Genomic DNA, 16,870 nt, shown 5'->3' with positions numbered 1-16,870 from the left:
ATGCCCGTTTCTGGTGATGCCGCTGGCAATTGATATCCATAACTTATAATTAAGGATTAATGATATGAACAACATCAGCACCTCTTTGGGATTGTGTGCACTACTGGTCACTAGCAGCACTATGGCGAGCGAGCAAGATAATCGCCTCTCTTTTGGCCATGATAATCATCAGTGCGAGGTAAGCCTTAATTATGACGTGGCGGTTGAACCTCAGAAACTGGTGATAACAGAGGCTCAAAAAGAGGTGTATCGCATCGAGCTTGGCAAGCTGTATGTCGATGGCGTCGAGGTGGCACTCAACGAGCAGCAACGAACTTTAGTTAACCAATACGCTGATGAAGTGTCGAGACAGTTGCCAGAGGTTATTGATCTTGTTCATGATGCTGTGGATATTGCCTCAACCGCAGTCAGCATGGCGTTAACCCCTTTGCTTGGTGATGCGAGTGGCGCCAAAATTGATGAAATGATGGCCGGATTAAGCCAGCGAATTGATACTGTTGCTTACCAAAATGGCGATAAATTTTATCTAGGTGCTACAGAGTCTTCATTGGAAGAGACTTTGGACCAAGAGTTTGAACAGCAGATGGAGCAATTGGTACAAAGCTCTATTGGTAGCATGATAATGACGCTAGGTAGCGAGATGATGAAAGGTGATGGCGACTCGTTTGAGCAAAAAATGCAAGCATTCGCCACCAAGATGGACAATGTCGGTAAAGATATCGAAGTGCAAATTGAGCAACAAAGTAATGATTTGCAGCAGCGCGCTGACAAACTGTGTGATGACTTTCAGCAGTTGGTTGCGCTTGAGTCGCAATTACGTCAACAAGTACCTGAGTTGACTACTTATCCCCTAATGAATCCCCCTCAGAAACTATTGTTAGAATAACTGCGAATTGTTGCATCTTCTCTAGTAGGCCTTATATGGCTACATTTTCCCTACACTTGCCTTGGGTGTAGGGCTTTTTTGTTTGCAGGTTGGTTATATTTCTTCATTTACCCACAGAATCAATGCTAATGCATGGCAGGAATTAGAATTAAAGCGTAAATTTTTGGTATACTTGCGAAAAATTATAACAATGCTGGCTAAATTTCGATGATGAAATGAGTAACAGTTTGACTCTACTGTTAAGTTATTTTTAATTATCACAGAGATAACCATAAACGGGTGGCTTATCACTATGGTTTACAACATATATTAATATGGTCGCAAACACCTTAAGGCTATTTAAATGTTAGAACTTTTAGAACCTATTGCAATTTTTACTCATGTTGCTCGTGCAGGTAGTTTTAGTTCCGCCGCGCGTAAATTGGGGATTTCTAAATCTAAAGTTAGCACCCAGGTTGCTGATTTAGAACATAAACTTGGTGTTCAGCTGATCCAGCGTACCACGCGTAGTTTGAGTCTAACCGAGGCCGGACAGTTACTCTATACCCAAGGTGAAGAGTTACTGAGAGATGCCGAGCAAGCGGTTGCGAGTGTACACAATCTTAATGATGCCACCCGCGGTGTGCTTAAAGTGGGGATTTCACAGTCTTTTGGAACCATGCATCTTATTCCAGCATTACCTGATTTTATGGCTAAACATCCGGAGTTAGAATTACAGGTCAGCTTGTTAGACCATAAAGTGGATGTCGTCAGTGAAGGATTAGACCTACTATTAACTATGTCAGAGCAATTGCCGCTGGGTATGGTGGCCAGACCCTTAATGAAGTGCCAGTTTTTACTGCTGGCTTCCCCCGATTATGTCGAAAAGCATGGTTATCCTGAGCGTCCAGAGCAGTTAGTCGACCATAACTGTCTTGTGTATCAAGGCGAGTGGCACGAACACAGTGTTTGGCAGTTTAAGAAAGAAGATGATTATTGTGAGATAGGGGTCTCGGGTAACTTTAGGGTCGATAATGCACCTGCCCTGAAATCGGCTGCGGTTAGTGGTTTAGGTGTGGTGTATCTTGCCAGTTATCTATTAGAAGATGAGATAGCCAAAGGCACCTTAGTCCCGCTGTTACCAGAATGGCAATTGACTCACCATTTACCCTTGCAAGCCGTCTACCCACGACGTAAACATTTAGCACCCAAGGTGAGTGCATTTATTGACTTTATTAAGGGGCATATCGGTGCGCCACCTTATTGGGATGCGCCTTATGAGTCGCTATATGCTAAGCGAAAGTAATTTTGTAGACTCGTTATTGTTCTCGCAATGGTGCTAGTCTCTGCGGGGGAGTTTGTGAGAGAGTAAACATATAATTGAAAACATTGTTCTAGCATGAACACAATAAGCCCACAACCGATTGGTTGTAGGGCTTTTTTGTTTTAATTCATATAGTTAATCTTGCTTTGGTGATTGAGCTTGTGCTGATTTTTAAACGTGATAGTAACTTGGTTATATTACACGTTGCACAACGTTCTTAATTTAATACAATAGTTGCAGTTGATTTGGGATGACCTGATCCCGTTAAGTCGATTAAGAATGACCCCTCTTGATCGGTTTTACGCAGGTTCGCACTATTTAGTATTATGCAATCTTAAATTGATGCTGGCAGCGGTTTAATAACTAAAACAATGCTAGCCTTAACCATCATCCTAGTTTTGGTTTACCCCAGCAAGGCTTGCTGGGGTGATTTTTCTTTATCAATAGCCCTGCGCCCTTCAATATACTTTCCATTAGCTATCCTAGTGCTATTTCTTATTTGTCCGACTAATGATTCGATTTTTGAGCACATTAACCAGCGCGGCAGGCTTAATTGAGTGCAGTTTTGTCATGATATCGCTATGCCTTAATGGGCTTGGAATGGCGATTGAATTTGTGGTTTCATCGTCAAGTTTATCGATTGATGACTGCTGAAATATTCAGATGGTTGTAGATAAAGGAAGGTACGCAGTAAGCGATATTTCGATTGCCCGCTAGTCTGTTCTAGCGGGCAGGAGAATAGTACTGTATTAACAATATTGGTGATTAATCGCAGAACTGCGCGAGTAGTTCATTGACGAACATGTTGCCTTTGGGGGTGAGCTGCCAATGCTCGTCACCTGTGGTAACTAAGCCTTTTTGTTCACCCAGTAGCATACCCTTATCGAGTACACTGCGATGCAACCCTGTGCGCTGCTCGAACTCCAGTTTAGGGATAGGCGACATGAGCCGAAGGCGGTTCATTAGGTACTCTAGCGGGCGATCCTCATTTAGCACTTCACTCTTGTCAAACAGGTGATCTACTGCACTGAGATACCCCTTAGGGTGCTTAATTTTCACCGTGCGCCAAATGCGCTGTTCAGCTTCGAGGGTTATCTTGCCATGGGCACCGCAACCTATGCCTAGGTAATCACCAAACTGCCAATAGTTGAGGTTGTGTTGGCATTGATAGCCGGGTTTCGCATAGGCGGAGATCTCATATTGCTCATACCCAAGCTGTGCCAGACGTTGCTGCCCCTGTTCATATATGTGCCATAGCGCCTCATCATCGGGCAGTTGTGGCGGTTTAGAGTGGAACAGGGTGTTTGGCTCAATCGTCAGTTGATACCAAGACAGGTGCGGAGGGTTAAGTGCCGCGGCTGTTTCGATATCCTGCATGGCTTCGTCAAAGCTTTGATTAGGTAGCCCATGCATCAAGTCTAAGTTAAAGCTATTGTAGTTAGCCTGCTGGGCTTTTTCTGCCGCCACTTGAGCTTCATCTTTATCATGGATGCGTCCTAACAGATTAAGCTTATCGCTGGCAAAACTCTGTACCCCAATTGATAAGCGCGTAACGCCTGCTGCGCGGTAGGCGGCAAAGTCATCGTGCTCTAAGGTGCCAGGGTTGGCTTCCATGGTGATTTCGATATTGTCTTTAAAGGCAATTTGTTCTCTTACACCTTCAAGTAACCGTTGTATTTGGCTCGCATCAAACAGTGACGGCGTGCCGCCACCAATAAAGATGGAGTGTAGCTTACGCCCCTGAACATATTGATGATCTTTAGCTAAGTCGACCAGCAGTGCATCGACATATTCTTGCTGGGGCAGCTCGCCATGTTGACCGTGCGAATTAAAGTCACAATAAGGGCATTTTTGGACACACCATGGGATGTGAATATAGAGACTCAGTGGTGGCAGTAGTAACATTACCCTAGTACGCCTTTGGCTTGTAATTCAGCAAGTAACAGTTGCATCGCCTTACCGCGGTGGCTTAAGGCATTTTTCTCTTCGCTGCTCATTTGTGCCGCGCTGCATTGATGATGCTCTGGGATAAAAATCGGATCGTAGCCATGACCATTATCGCCTTGGGGCTCGAAAGCAATACTTCCTTCCCACGCCGCTTGGCAGATAATTGGAGTCGGATCATCGGCATGACGCATATAGACCAAAATACATTGAAAGCGCGCACTGCGCTGCTCGGGGCTATCTTTTAATGCTGCTAGGAGTTTGTTGTAATTATCGCTGTCACTGGCATTGTCACCGCCGTAACGGGCCGAATAGATCCCTGGCGCGCCGCCAAGAACGTCGACCTCTAGTCCTGAGTCATCGGCAATGGCCGCTAGTCCGGTAATGTTTGCGGCGTGACGCGCCTTGATAATCGCATTTTCAACAAAGGTGGTGCCTGTTTCAGGCACTTCTTCAACATTGAACTGGCTTTGGGGCAGTACTTCGATACCAAATTCAGCTAAGATTTCAGCAAACTCTTTTAACTTGCCTTTATTGCCGCTGGCTAACACTATTTTATTCATCTGGAGCACCAATGAGAGATGGAGATAATTGGCGGCAATGATACCCAAGCTGGGGCCGAAACGGTAGGGGAAAGCGCGTTTTACTTTGCTCTTTAGCGGCGACTAAAAAGCAAAGTGCTGTGCCGTGTTTGTGTGAGGCGCAGCTCGCTGTGTACTGTTATTTTTTAGGCTTAATCGACATAAAATTTCTGCTTAAAGGTGATCTGGGTATTGAGTTTATTGCCGTATTTAATTGCCACCTGAAAATTGATTTCTTGATCATCACGATAAGGCACTTCAGCGATGTAGTAGATGGCGTCGCCTTCTCTTATTTCGCGAAATACTAAATCGAGACGAGCATCGAGCAGATTATTGGCAATGCCAGAAATTTCCACCGGGATAGCAGGATTACCTTCTTTGCTGGTGTCTAGCACAGAGATATTAATTAATCCTGTGTAGCTGCTGCGTTTTATGCCATAGGTTTTGGCTATATTTGGGGTGATGAAAGTGCTGCCTAAGGCGACATAATGAATATCGTAATGGCCCACGCTCTGTTTTTGCTCGGCGCTAGCGTGACCTGCTATGCCTAGCGACAGCAATAGAGCGCAAAATAAAGAACGAAACATGGTTAACTCCTAGAGACTAAATAATGGATATTAGTATAGCTTTTAATGCTTAACTTGGTGTCTTTAAGCATAGCGGTATTGAGTCTTAATATTGAATTTAGACTACTTTCGAGCATCATTAGTTTATAGCGTGAGTAAGCTCGCAATCTCATCAGGCAGCTGTTTTGGCGCCAACACCTTAACTTGTTTATGGCGACCCAATTCGCCTTTTTCGATAACAATATGGCTTTTCGGCACCTTAAACAGCTTGGCCAAATATTTGCTCAAATGAGCGTTGGCCTTGCCGTCGATAGGCGGAGCGGTGATCGCCACTTTCAGCTCCTCACCATGGGGACCCACAATCTGGTCCCGGCTGGCTTTAGGTTGTATATAGAGCTTGAGCAGCAGATCACCTTGCTCTTGTGTCACTGACGCCATTAAACATTGGCCCAAAATGGCACGTATTGAGCGAGCAAAATATTGACAAAGTTAAGAATGATCATCATCACCAGTAACGACAAATCTAACCCTCCCATCGGCGGCAAAATACGGCGGATCGGTGACAATAGTGGCTCTGTTAGTTGTGCCATGACCATTTCGATAGGGTTATGGCCTTGGCTCACCCAGCTTAAAATTGCACGTAAAATCAACATCCAAAACAGCAATACCCCAGCCTCTTTAACCACTGAGACTACAGATATCAGTAAAATTGTCGGAATGCTAATGGCGGCGCCAGCAATCAAGCTGAGTATGACAAACTTAGCCACAACCACTAATAGGGCAAGTACCACTGATGCGGTATCTAATGCCCCTATAGAGGGGATGATACGTCGCATTGGCGCCACAATGGGTTGAGTGGCTTTTACCACAAATTGGCTAAATGGGTTGTAAAAATCGGCGCGAGCCAGCTGCAACCAGATGCGGATAATGACCACCATCAGGTACAGGTCGAAAACGGTACTGATTAAAAAGCTAAATGCGTTCATTGGATCTCTCTATTTAACGGTATTGAATTAAAATTGTTTAACCATCTCTGCGGCGCGATCCATACAATCGTGCATTGCATTTCTGACGATGCCCCTTAAATTAGCCGCTTCAAATGCCGCTAATGCTTGCGCCGTAGTGCCGCCTTTAGAGGTGACATTTTCGCGTAACTGTCCGGCCGACAGTTGTGGATTTTGCTTCACCATTTGCGCGGCGCCAAGGGCGGCTTGCTGCACTAATTGACGGGCCATATCCTCGTCAACGCCATCTTGCTTCGCGCTGTCAATCATAGCCTCCATCATCAGGAAAAAATAGGCGGGGGAACTGCCCGCTAACGCAATGACTTGATTAAGATCATCTTCCTTTGACACCCACACAGTTTCGCCGCCACTTTGCATGATTTGTTCGCACAGGGCTTTGTCTTGTGATGACACCGACGGCTGGGCATACAGGCCAGTCATGCCGTAGCCGATTTGCGTTGGCGTGTTTGGCATAGTGCGAATGAGCTTTATCGGCTGCTTAAAATAATCATGATAACGTGATGCCGCTACGCCCGCAGCTATGGTAATAATCAGTTTTTGTGATAAATCTAAGTCGCTTAATGCTTCGCACACTTGCTGCATTAACTGAGGTTTTACCGCCAGAACGATAACATCGGCTTCAATAGCCGCTTGGCGATTATCATGTGACACCTTGATACCGAGTTGCTGCGATAAGACTTGCAGCTTAGCTTCACTGGGGTTGGTGGCGTGGATGAGTTCAGCTGGATAGCCACTGTTGACTAAACCGCTGGCGATGCTGCGCGTCATGTTACCGGCACCAATAAAGCATATTTTTTTCTGTATCATAAGGGTCTCTGTTTTTTTGCCTAAAACTGATGTTAATAATATTAGGGCAAGTGATGAAAAAACAAGGCTTGTCAATCTAATAGACTAGCCTGCTGATGGGGCAGCATTTAGATTAGCACTTTTACACCGACCTAATTTTACGCTGTTTAGGGCATCGCTATGCTATTTCGGGCCTATTATTGCCAGCCAATCATTGCTAGCCAATCACTCCTGAGCGATGACGATTGCAGATTGAGATTAACCTAGCTACGGGCACCGAAAATGGCGCTGCCAATACGTACTAGGGTCGAGCCAGAAGCTATCGCCATTTCCAAATCGTTACTCATACCCATCGACAGAGTGTCAAGCTGCGGATATTTGACTTGTAATGCTTGATATAGCTGCTGCATATGTGACAACTCTTGCTGTTGGCGGTGCTCATCATCGGTTGCAGTAGGAATTGCCATCAACCCGCGTAAACATAAATGTGGTAATGAGTCGATCACATCTGCCAATGCCGTTATCTGCTCCTCATCAGGGGGGAGCCCAGATTTACTGGCTTCTTGGCTGATATTAAGTTGAATACACACATTGAGCGGCGCGCACTGAAGCGGGCGCTGCTCATTTAGGCGCTGAGCTATCTTGGCTCGGTCTAGGGTGTGCATCCAATCAAAGTGCTCGGCAATCACTTTCGTTTTATTCGATTGCAGCGGGCCGATAAAATGCCATTCAATATCGGGGTAGTCAGCTTTTAGGGCAATAATCTTGGATTCACCCTCTTGAACATAGTTTTCACCAAAAAGACGTTGTCCGGCCTGATAAGCGGCTACTATCTGTGAAATAGGCTTAGTTTTACTCACTGCCAGTAGCTTTATTTCGTCACTATGACGTGATGAGTTTTGCGCCGCTTGAGCGATTCTTTGGTGGGCTAGCGCCAGTCTGTCTGCTATTGTTGTCATGGTCTACGTTTTTGGTTAAATGGATATCCCAAACTATGGAAATCACAGAGTTACTTGCCTTTAGTGTAAAGCACAATGCATCGGATCTACACCTTTCTGCAGGTGTATCGCCAATGATACGTGTAGATGGTGAGGTCAGAAAGATTAATCTGCCTGCTTTAGACCACCAAGGCGTGCACAGCCTTGTTTATGACATCATGAATGATAAGCAGCGTAAAGATTACGAAGAACATCTTGAAATCGATTTCTCCTTTGAAGTACCTAATTTAGCCCGTTTCCGTGTTAACGCCTTTAACCAGTCTCGTGGCGCAGCAGCGGTATTTCGTACTATTCCCAGTGAAATTTTAAGCCTAGAAAAACTCGGCGCCCCTGAGATTTTTAAAAAGATAGCCAGTTACCCTCGTGGCTTAGTATTGGTGACGGGGCCGACAGGCTCGGGTAAGAGTACCACCTTGGCGGCAATGATCGATTACGTTAATGAAAACCGCCATGATCATATTTTGACCATTGAAGACCCTATCGAATTCGTCCACCAAAATAAGCAATGTTTGATTAACCAACGTGAAGTGCATCGCCACACTCACAGCTTTAATGCCGCGCTCAGAAGTGCACTGCGTGAACAGGGTGAGAGCATGAATGCTTAAATATCACCCAACGTCTTTAAGCCTGCTGTTAGTACCTGCTCCAGATAATCAGTGCTGCCGTGTGCACGCTTCTGTTTGCGTGGGATACTGATTTTTCGAGTTGTTTCCGCTCGGAGCATATTCAACGCTATCTTCCTTGCTCCGGACAATACCTCCGCCGCATTGCCTCTATATATTTGACATTGGTCTTCCTTCATCGACGCGTCCAATACCCAATGCAGGCTATTTTCAACCGCCCAGTGGCTGCGTACTGCATTGGCAAAACGAGCCTTACTCAGTTTGGCTGAACTGATGTAATAACGGTACTCAAGGGATTCATTGCCGCTTTTCGTTCGACGATAGCTTAACGCAACACCAATACTTTTAAGCCCTTTCCATTCAGGGAAAGCGTCGGCTAAGCTGCCTGCGTCCATTACACAATAGGCTCTAGCTTCGTTACGTCCGTGCTGCTTCTCTAAGCAAAGCACTTCTTCGTCAATCTCGCTGCCAAGCGCCTTACGAACGGCATTATGCAGTGTTTTTTGATTACCTTTTACGGCAAGTAAATAATCTCCACCCCGCTCAATAATTTGTTCGGCGATATCTGTCTGACATCCCATGGCATCTATTGATATCAGACAACCTTTTATATCCAACAGCGCCAGTAATGCGGGAATGGCGGTAATTTCATTCGACTTACTTTCGGTTTTAACTTGCCCAAGCACGACGTTATTTTCTGTTGCGAAGGCATTTACCATGTGGATGGCTGACAGTCTGTTCTCGCGATTATATGAACCACATAGCCGTTTACCATCTATCGCAATAAGCTGACCGTCGGATAACTCAGCAACAGACTTCATCCAGTCGATAAAGCAATACTGAAACTGCTCGCTATCTATTCTCGATATGACTCGAGCAATAGTGTCATGAACAGGTAACCCATTCTTAAAAAGTCCTTTTTTGGCAAACCAGTTAAAGTGGAGATCGCCAAAATCTTCGATATCTTCCCAACCTTGTGCCCCAGCTATTGAGGCACAAACCACGAGGAATAAAATATCAGTAAATAGATGCTCGACTTTGGCTGACTGACGAGGATCTTCTAAGGAACTAAAGAACTGTTGAAATGCACCGGAGTTCATAGGGCTCTCCACAAAAGAGAGTATAAGATCACAGCCAATATGGCCCGTCCAGCTATTTGAGCGAATATCACCCTAATAGCTCAAATTATGTTCGCGATCTCGCCCTGACTGCGTGAAGACCCTGATGTGATTTTGGTGGGGGAAATGCGCGATCTCGAAACCATACGTTTGGCGATGACGGCGGCAGAAACCGGCCACTTAGTCTTTGGCACCTTGCATACCACCTCTGCGGCGAAAACCATTGACCGTGTGGTCGATGTATTTCCCGAAGGTGAAAAAGGCATGGTCAGAACCATGTTATCAGAATCGCTGCAGGCGGTGATTTCACAAACCCTGATTAAGAAGGTGGGCGGTGGTCGTGTTGCAGCCCATGAGATCATGATGGGAACACCGGCCATTCGTAACTTAATCCGTGAAGATAAGGTCGCCCAGATGTATTCAGCCATTCAAACGGGTATGGCCCATGGCATGCAAACCTTAGATCAGTGTTTACAAAACTTGGTCAATCGAGGCCTGATCACTCGCGAAGACGCCATGTCAAAGAGTTCCAATAAGAACGCTAGTTTCTAAGTTAAGGTAGTATTATGGAAGTTCGTCCTTTTTTAAAAGTCATGGTCGATCGCAAAGCGTCGGATCTGTTCATTACCGCAGGCTTTCCCCCTAGCGCCAAAATCGATGGTGAGGTCAGGCAACTGGCCGAAAATCCGTTTACGCCGCAGCAATCGCTTGAGTTTGTCGAAGCGTTAATGACTGAAGCGCAGCGTAAAGAGTTTCATGAAAGTCGTGAATGTAACTTTGCCTTTGCGGCCAAAGATCTGGGGCGTTTTCGTGTCAGTGCCTTTTGGCAACGCGAATCTCCCGGTTGCGTGATGCGCCGTATCGAAACCAAGATCCCTGAGGTTGAAGATTTAAAATTACCGCCCATCCTAAAAGATTTAGTCATGAGTAAGCGTGGTCTTATCATCATGGTTGGGGGCACCGGCACGGGTAAATCAACCTCTTTAGCCGCATTAGTGGGTTATCGTAATGCTAATGCCCGCGGGCATATTTTAACTATCGAAGACCCGGTTGAATTTGTACATGATCACCGCAAGAGCATTATTACCCAGCGCGAAGTAGGTATCGATACCGAATCGTTTGATGCCGCGCTTAAAAGTTCGTTACGTCAGGCGCCCGATGTCATTTTGATTGGTGAGATCCGCAGCCAGGAGACCATGGAATTTGCCCTCTCTTTTGCCGAAACGGGTCACTTATGTATGGCGACCTTACATGCTAATAATGCCAACCAAGCGTTAGATCGTATTATGCACCTAGTTCCTGAGAGTAAGCATCAGCAGTTACTGTTTGATTTATCGCTTAACTTACGGGGTATTGTGGCGCAGCAACTGGTGCCAAAAAGTGATGGTACGGGTCGCCGAGCCGCCATTGAAGTACTCATCAATACTCCGCGAGTCGCCAGTTTGATCGCCAAAAACGAACTGCATGTGTTAAAAGAGACCATGGCCAAGTCTAATGAGCAAGGCATGCAAACATTCGATCAGGCGTTATTAAAGCTCTATGTTGAGGGCGAAATAAGCTATGCCGATGCGCTGCATCATGCCGACTCTCCTAACGACTTGCGCTTAATGATTAAGCTACAAAGTAGTGAACCAACGAGCTCAGGTTTTATGGAAGGTGTAACTCTAGACTTAGATTAACGCCTTATGTGACAAAGCCGAAAAACCTCTATGGTTATCGGCTTTGTCATTATGTGAGTAGACGTTAATTTTATGCCGCTAACTGAAGCCAATTATCCGCTGAAGAATCTTTCGATGCTGTGATCTAATACACTGATTAACACGTATATTCGCCTTTACAGTGCTGGAGATATCACGATGAAATCGATATTATTACCCTTAGTTGTTTTAGGCATGGCAAGCTTATCAAGCCAAGCAAGTGCGGCGGAATGTGCCGAGTTTTTCCAAGTTGAGGCGCGTAAGTTGCATTCTGAGCAAGAACTCGACTTGTGTAAGTTGACCCAAGGCAAGCCGGTATTAGTGGTCAATACTGCCAGCCGTTGTGGCTATACCTCGCAATTTAAAGGCTTAGAGCAACTGCACCAGCGCTATAAAGATAGCGGCTTAGTGGTATTAGGCTTTCCTTCTAATGACTTTAATCAAGAAGAAGCACAGGAGGTAAAAACCGCCGATGTGTGTTACATCAATTACGGCGTCACCTTTACCATGCTAGCCACAGGCGCGGTAAAAGGCGATGCGGCCCAGCGTCCATTTGACCACTTAGCCGCGGTGACTAAAGCTCCCAGCTGGAACTTTAATAAATACTTAATCAGCGCCGACGGTAAACAAGTTCAACGATTTGCTTCTAGTGTAAAACCTAACGACAGTGTTTTAATCGAAGCAATTGAAAAGCAATTATAAAAATTGAAAATCAGGGAGTTAAATTGGCTAAATATATTGGTTTAACCAAAGAGCAAGGGCATCAAAAGCGATCGAAAGTAACGGTATTGCTGATGAATTTAGGCACCCCTAGCGCACCGACAACATCAGCGGTGCGTCGTTATTTGGCCGAGTTCTTGGCCGATCCGCGTGTGGTCGAGATCCCTAAGCTACTTTGGATGATCATTTTACATGGCATTATCTTACGAGTGAGACCGGCTAAATCGGCCGCGTTATACAAGCAAATTTGGGGAGAGTCAGGCTCGCCATTGATGGAGATCACCCAAAAACAGACGGCCAAGTTAGCAGAGCGGTTTCGTGAGCGCGGTGATGACATTAATGTCGATTTCTGTATGCGTTACGGTGAGCCAAGTGTCAAAGACACCCTAAACCGTTTACATCAACAAGGCACAGACAAGCTAGTCGTGTTGCCGCTTTATCCTCAATATGCGGCGCCAACCACGGCATCGGCGTTTGATGCCTTGACCTTAGAACTGCGTAATTGGCGCTATCTACCCAGCGTGCATTTTATTAATACCTATCATGACAACCCTGATTATATTGCCGCATTGGCCGACTCTATTCAGCGTGATTTTGACAAACATGGTAAGCCGAAGAAGCTAGTGATCTCTTATCACGGCATGCCTGAGCGTAATTTACATTTAGGCGATCCTTACTCTTGTTTTTGTCATAAAACCACCCGTTTAGTGGTGGAAAAGCTAGGTCTTACAGAGAGTGATTACATTACCACCTTCCAATCTCGATTCGGTAAGGCAAAATGGCTGACGCCTTATACCGATGAGACGCTGCAACGCTTGGGCAATGAAGGAGTAGATGATGTCGCCATTATCTGCCCAGCATTTAGTGCTGACTGTTTAGAGACGTTAGAAGAGATTGAACATGAAAATCGTCAGGTGTTTATCGAAGCTGGTGGCAAGCAGTATCGTTATATTGCTGCGCTAAACGATGATGATGCGCATATTGCGATGATGGAAAATTTAGTTAAGCCTTACTTGGTTTAACACACTCAATATTTATCACTTGTAAATATCTATAGGCCTTCCAATGAAGGCCTATTTTATTTTGGCGCAAAGTTTGTTGGCCTTGGAATGAAGAGCAATCACATCTGCTTGAGTAGCGGTTGGCTGCATTTTCATTTATTGAAAGCGTTTGAAGGGCAAACCTTCACTGTTATTAATCGCCTGCTCGGTGGGGGGGGAATGTGCAAGCCAGTCGCAACTGGCTCGGGTGAGGTTAATAAAGGTTCTCGAAATAGCTTTCGATAATCAGCACAGCGGACATCGAGTCCACTTGCCCTTTCGATAGTGCTTTAAAGCCACCCATTTCAAACAGTCGCGCTTTAGCATCGGCCGTGGTTAAGCGCTCATCTTGGGTGGCGGTTTTGACGCCAAATCGGCCGCTGATTCGGTTGGCAAACTTACGCGCCCTTTGGGTCATCTCTTGTTCGCTGCCATCCATGTTGAGTGGTAAACCGACGACGACAATATCGGGTTTCCACTCATCGATTAACGCGCCAATTTCTTCCCATTGCGGGATGCCATCATTAGCTTTAATTGACGTTAGCGGGGTAGCACTTGCGGTAATTTGTTGGCCTATTGCCACGCCAATACTCTTAGTGCCGAAGTCGAAACCAAGCACTGTTGCTGCATTCATCTCTTATGTCCTGTTGGGGTTAGGCATGGCCTATTTGGTTGCAAAGCTGGCCAATATCAAAGCCTAGGGTTTGGGTGGCCTTTTGCCAGCGTTGCTCGTGTGGCGTTTTAAATAAAATATCGAGAGAGGCGGGGATGGTTAACCATGAATTTTCCCCTAACTCTTGCTCTAATTGCTGCCGGCCCCATCCGGCGTAACCTAGTGCGACAATAAAGTTGTCGGGTGCATTGTTACTGCCCAGTGAAGCCAGTACATCGCGCGATGTAGTGAGCATTATTTCATCATTTATAAGCTGACTATTACTCCACTTATCTTGGGGGGTGTGAAGCACAAAGCCCTTTTCTTGTTCTACAGGGCCGCCAAGCAGTACTTCACTGTTAATGCTGTCAACTTTATTGACCTCGTTGAGGTTCATCTGCTGCAGTAGCTCATTAACATCGATACCGACTGGGCGGTTAATCATCAGCCCCATGGCGCCTTGTTGGTTGTGTTCACATAAGTAGATGACTGAACGCTCGAAAAAGGTATCGTGAAGCGAAGGCATTGCAATAAGTAGATGATGCTGCAAACTTTCCATCTAGCACTCCAGAGTCATTAGCCACCGGCTAATTTAACTTGATAATTGAGTTTTTCAAGTAGGGTTTTGAGTTGTTCGCGATTGTCGGTTTGTACTTCAATATTGAACTCTTTGACCGTGCCGCCGCAACCGCACTGTTTTTTGAGCTTCTGTGCTAATGCTTTTAACTCTTTTTCATCTAACCCTAGGCCTTTTATAACAGAGACCCCTTTGCCTTTACGGCCTTTGCTGTCTTTGTGAATTCGGACTATGCCGTCACCTTGTGGGGCGGATTCTGGCTGTTTCTTTTCAGTGATTTTGCCTATATCTGTGCTATAGACTAAAGCTACATTAGGATCGATTCTCATCTTTAATCGGACGGTTATGGGCGATATATCGAGTTTACCAAATTGCGCTATCCAGTGGGAGGTCTTCGCAACATTAGACAAAAAAAAGACCACAAAAATGTGGTCATGGATAAGGCTTTATATCAATCTGCAGGGAGATATAAAGTCTGTATTATCCCAAAGCAACTAACGAATTAGCGCAAGGTGTGAGCAAATGGGTTATCGCTGTAATACTAATAATAGCAGGCTTAATGCGGTAAATGCCGCGCCAGTAATAATATAAGGGTGTAGTTTAGGTACTGCCACTGCGAAGCCTGTAAGGGTAAAGGCCATTGCAACCGTAAGGTAAGGGGCGTTGTCTAAGGTGGCTAAAATAAAAGCAAGCGACATCAACAATAGCAGTGGCAGTAGCAAGCATCGCCACTGCCCTTTAATTTGGGTGAGAGAGTCGGCGGTTGGCGTGGCTAATGACTTTGGCGCAAAGACAAAAATAGCACTGGCGATAACAAATGCACTGATAAACCAAGTCATATTTAACCCCCTTTTTAAATCTAATTGATAATCATTATCATTTGGTGGTTACTTCAAGTCAAGGTATTTATGTTTTACAGTGTGCCAAAATAGAGTTGTAGATCAGAAATTTGCTCTGTAAGCTAAAATTTAATGAGTTAGGTTGATAGTAGGCCTTGTTTTTTGCTGGAGTTAGTATGAAAAAAATAATCGTTTTAGCAGCTGCGCTAGCGTTAACTGCTTGTAGCACGATGAAGTCGAGCTCAGATTATGATCCAAAAGTAAATTTTAATCAGATTAAAAGTTATGCTTGGGTAGATAAAAGAAATGATGATACGACTTATCATCTTGATGGTTTGATGGATCAACGTGTTAGAAGTGCTATCGAGAGTCAGTTGCAACTTAAAGGCATCACCAAAACCCGCGCCGAACAGGCCGATGTATTAGTGAACTACTTTACTAAGGTCGATAAAAAAATTGATGTTGATACTTTCAATACCAACTTTGGCTACAACCCCTATTATGGGCCGGGCTGGGCATGGGGTGGCAATATGCATACCCAAACTACGGTGCGCGAATATGAAGTGGGTACTTTAGTGGTCGACTTGGTTGATCGTAGTTCTGGGCAGTTAATTTGGCGTGGTTCTGTTGCCGATACCGTGCGCAATAAGAACACCCCCGAAGAGCGTATTGAAGTGGTTAATCGGGCGATTGCCGAGGTGATGACCCACTACCCACCCAAAGCTGAAGTAAAATAGTACTGAGGGTTGAACTCTTAGCGTAATGCATCAATGGCAATGTTATCAGGTGATAAATTCAATTTTACTTTTGATGGTTAACATTAAAACAACACAAGCGGCTCAGGTCGCTTGTGTTGTTTCTATCTATTAGGTTAGATGCGTAAAAGTTGCATACTCCACAAGCAGAGGTATTTAGACCAAAGTGCTAGATATTATTGCTGCTCTCTGGTGCTATTCTCACCAGACTATCTACTGGTTATGGGTTATGGAGGCAGCGTGGAACAGTTTTTACAGCAATGGTTTCATCATTACGATAAAGGTGTAGGCGTAGAGGCGAGTGATTTGAGCCAAGAGACTACTCGACATTGGCAATGTTTACTCCTTAACGCCAAAAGTGGTCAACTTAATAGCTGGCAACATAATCCACCAGGCAGGTTGGCACTGATTTTACTCATGGGACCTGTGGCGCACCTTTTAGAAGATGATAGCGCCATGACATTACAGCTTAAAGCTAGAGAGCTGTGTGTCTCAGGGGTTGATAAAGGTTTTGATACCCAATTAGAGCCAGTGCAACGCCGCTGTTTTTACGATCCGCTATTTTATTCAGCTAAAGCCGATGATAGAGCCTTGTTGATCCGCTTACTCGAAGGGATGCAGTCGCAATTAGCTTCTGCGGCCAAGCCTGCTTGGTCTACCTGGTATCAGCAAGCATCTGTTGCAAGTCATTAAGTCACCATGTGCAGTGAATGCTTATTTTAAGTGAGTGAGCAGCGATTATTGGTTACGCAATCCTGAA

19 protein-coding genes and 2 pseudogenes are annotated in these 16,870 nt (G+C 45.2%); 9 read left to right on the top strand and 12 right to left on the bottom strand.

Annotation, left to right across the window (positions count from 1 at the left end):
* The first annotated feature begins 64 nt into the window (after positions 1 to 64).
* On the top strand, positions 65 to 886 hold the full coding sequence (locus tag AC5YBZ_RS12070; protein WP_494542958.1) for a YggN family protein: 822 nt from the start codon (positions 65 to 67) through the stop codon (positions 884 to 886).
* Between the two features lie 343 nt (positions 887 to 1,229).
* On the top strand, positions 1,230 to 2,171 hold the full coding sequence (locus tag AC5YBZ_RS12065) for a LysR family transcriptional regulator (RefSeq protein WP_475514476.1): 942 nt from the start codon (positions 1,230 to 1,232) through the stop codon (positions 2,169 to 2,171).
* Between the two features lie 783 nt (positions 2,172 to 2,954).
* Here AC5YBZ_RS12065 and hemW read toward each other — a convergent pair.
* The 7 genes from hemW to AC5YBZ_RS12030 form a co-directional block, all read right to left on the bottom strand.
* On the bottom strand, positions 2,955 to 4,094 hold the full coding sequence (gene hemW / locus AC5YBZ_RS12060) for a radical SAM family heme chaperone HemW (protein ID WP_494523762.1): 1,140 nt from the start codon (positions 4,092 to 4,094) through the stop codon (positions 2,955 to 2,957).
* Complete coding sequence (rdgB, locus tag AC5YBZ_RS12055; protein WP_494521270.1) at positions 4,094 to 4,696, bottom strand: RdgB/HAM1 family non-canonical purine NTP pyrophosphatase; 603 nt, start codon at positions 4,694 to 4,696, stop codon at positions 4,094 to 4,096. Before rdgB ends, hemW begins: the two co-directional genes overlap by 1 nt.
* Positions 4,697 to 4,866: 170 nt before the next feature.
* Positions 4,867 to 5,301 (bottom strand): DUF4426 domain-containing protein, encoded by a 435-nt coding sequence (locus tag AC5YBZ_RS12050; RefSeq protein ID WP_494521271.1) that lies wholly within the window; start codon positions 5,299 to 5,301, stop codon positions 4,867 to 4,869.
* Between the two features lie 123 nt (positions 5,302 to 5,424).
* Positions 5,425 to 5,718 carry a DUF167 family protein YggU gene (gene yggU / locus AC5YBZ_RS12045; RefSeq protein ID WP_494521272.1) on the bottom strand — a complete coding sequence of 98 codons (294 nt, stop codon included), beginning with the start codon at positions 5,716 to 5,718 and terminating at the stop codon, positions 5,425 to 5,427.
* Positions 5,718 to 6,266, bottom strand: a complete 549-nt coding sequence (locus AC5YBZ_RS12040) for a YggT family protein (protein ID WP_494521273.1) — start codon at positions 6,264 to 6,266, stop codon at positions 5,718 to 5,720. Before AC5YBZ_RS12040 ends, yggU begins: the two co-directional genes overlap by 1 nt.
* 27 nt (positions 6,267 to 6,293) lie before the next feature.
* A complete protein-coding gene (proC, locus tag AC5YBZ_RS12035) occupies positions 6,294 to 7,112 on the bottom strand; it encodes a pyrroline-5-carboxylate reductase (protein ID WP_494523760.1) in 819 nt (272 codons plus the stop codon).
* Between the two features lie 242 nt (positions 7,113 to 7,354).
* A complete protein-coding gene (locus AC5YBZ_RS12030) occupies positions 7,355 to 8,050 on the bottom strand; it encodes a YggS family pyridoxal phosphate-dependent enzyme (RefSeq protein WP_494521275.1) in 696 nt (231 codons plus the stop codon).
* Between the two features lie 35 nt (positions 8,051 to 8,085).
* On the opposite strand from AC5YBZ_RS12030, the pseudogene AC5YBZ_RS12025 reads away from it, so the two are divergent.
* A pseudogene (locus tag AC5YBZ_RS12025) lies at positions 8,086 to 8,670 on the top strand (type IV pilus twitching motility protein PilT); the annotation flags it as partial.
* A 20-nt stretch (positions 8,671 to 8,690) separates the two neighbouring features.
* Here AC5YBZ_RS12025 and AC5YBZ_RS12020 read toward each other — a convergent pair.
* Positions 8,691 to 9,812 (bottom strand): ISAs1 family transposase, encoded by a 1,122-nt coding sequence (locus AC5YBZ_RS12020; protein ID WP_096035922.1) that lies wholly within the window; start codon positions 9,810 to 9,812, stop codon positions 8,691 to 8,693.
* Positions 9,813 to 9,920: 108 nt separating this feature from the next.
* Here AC5YBZ_RS12020 and AC5YBZ_RS12015 point away from each other — a divergent pair.
* The 4 genes and pseudogenes from AC5YBZ_RS12015 to hemH all read left to right on the top strand — a co-directional run.
* Positions 9,921 to 10,382 (top strand): annotated as a pseudogene (locus AC5YBZ_RS12015) (type IV pilus twitching motility protein PilT); the annotation flags it as partial.
* Positions 10,383 to 10,396: 14 nt separating this feature from the next.
* On the top strand, positions 10,397 to 11,509 hold the full coding sequence (locus tag AC5YBZ_RS12010; RefSeq protein ID WP_475514468.1) for a PilT/PilU family type 4a pilus ATPase: 1,113 nt from the start codon (positions 10,397 to 10,399) through the stop codon (positions 11,507 to 11,509).
* Between the two features lie 177 nt (positions 11,510 to 11,686).
* Entirely contained in the window at positions 11,687 to 12,229 is a 543-nt protein-coding gene (locus tag AC5YBZ_RS12005) for a glutathione peroxidase (RefSeq protein ID WP_494523759.1), read from the top strand.
* A gap of 23 nt (positions 12,230 to 12,252) precedes the next feature.
* Complete coding sequence (hemH, locus tag AC5YBZ_RS12000; protein WP_475514466.1) at positions 12,253 to 13,269, top strand: ferrochelatase; 1,017 nt, start codon at positions 12,253 to 12,255, stop codon at positions 13,267 to 13,269.
* A gap of 232 nt (positions 13,270 to 13,501) precedes the next feature.
* On the opposite strand, the gene ruvX is transcribed toward hemH, so the two are convergent.
* The 4 genes from ruvX to AC5YBZ_RS11980 all read right to left on the bottom strand — a co-directional run bounded on the left by ruvX (position 13,502) and on the right by AC5YBZ_RS11980 (position 15,355).
* On the bottom strand, positions 13,502 to 13,921 hold the full coding sequence (gene ruvX, locus AC5YBZ_RS11995; RefSeq protein WP_475514465.1) for a Holliday junction resolvase RuvX: 420 nt from the start codon (positions 13,919 to 13,921) through the stop codon (positions 13,502 to 13,504).
* A 19-nt stretch (positions 13,922 to 13,940) separates the two neighbouring features.
* Positions 13,941 to 14,498, bottom strand: coding sequence for a YqgE/AlgH family protein (locus AC5YBZ_RS11990; protein WP_475514464.1), 558 nt, complete (start codon positions 14,496 to 14,498; stop codon positions 13,941 to 13,943).
* A gap of 17 nt (positions 14,499 to 14,515) precedes the next feature.
* Positions 14,516 to 14,845, bottom strand: coding sequence for a stress response translation initiation inhibitor YciH (gene yciH / locus AC5YBZ_RS11985; protein ID WP_475517015.1), 330 nt, complete (start codon positions 14,843 to 14,845; stop codon positions 14,516 to 14,518).
* A gap of 198 nt (positions 14,846 to 15,043) precedes the next feature.
* Positions 15,044 to 15,355 (bottom strand): hypothetical protein, encoded by a 312-nt coding sequence (locus tag AC5YBZ_RS11980; RefSeq protein ID WP_475514463.1) that lies wholly within the window; start codon positions 15,353 to 15,355, stop codon positions 15,044 to 15,046.
* A 176-nt stretch (positions 15,356 to 15,531) separates the two neighbouring features.
* On the opposite strand from AC5YBZ_RS11980, the gene AC5YBZ_RS11975 reads away from it, so the two are divergent.
* Both AC5YBZ_RS11975 and AC5YBZ_RS11970 read left to right on the top strand, forming a co-directional pair.
* Positions 15,532 to 16,092 carry a DUF4136 domain-containing protein gene (locus AC5YBZ_RS11975; protein WP_475514462.1) on the top strand — a complete coding sequence of 187 codons (561 nt, stop codon included), beginning with the start codon at positions 15,532 to 15,534 and terminating at the stop codon, positions 16,090 to 16,092.
* 258 nt (positions 16,093 to 16,350) lie between these two features.
* Positions 16,351 to 16,803: a DUF924 family protein gene (locus AC5YBZ_RS11970; protein WP_494521279.1), complete on the top strand. Its 453-nt coding sequence runs from the start codon at positions 16,351 to 16,353 to the stop codon at positions 16,801 to 16,803.
* Positions 16,804 to 16,870: the final 67 nt, after the last annotated feature.

Source organism: Shewanella sp. 553 (assembly GCF_059338375.1).
This window is presented reverse-complemented; position numbering and strand designations above follow the sequence as displayed.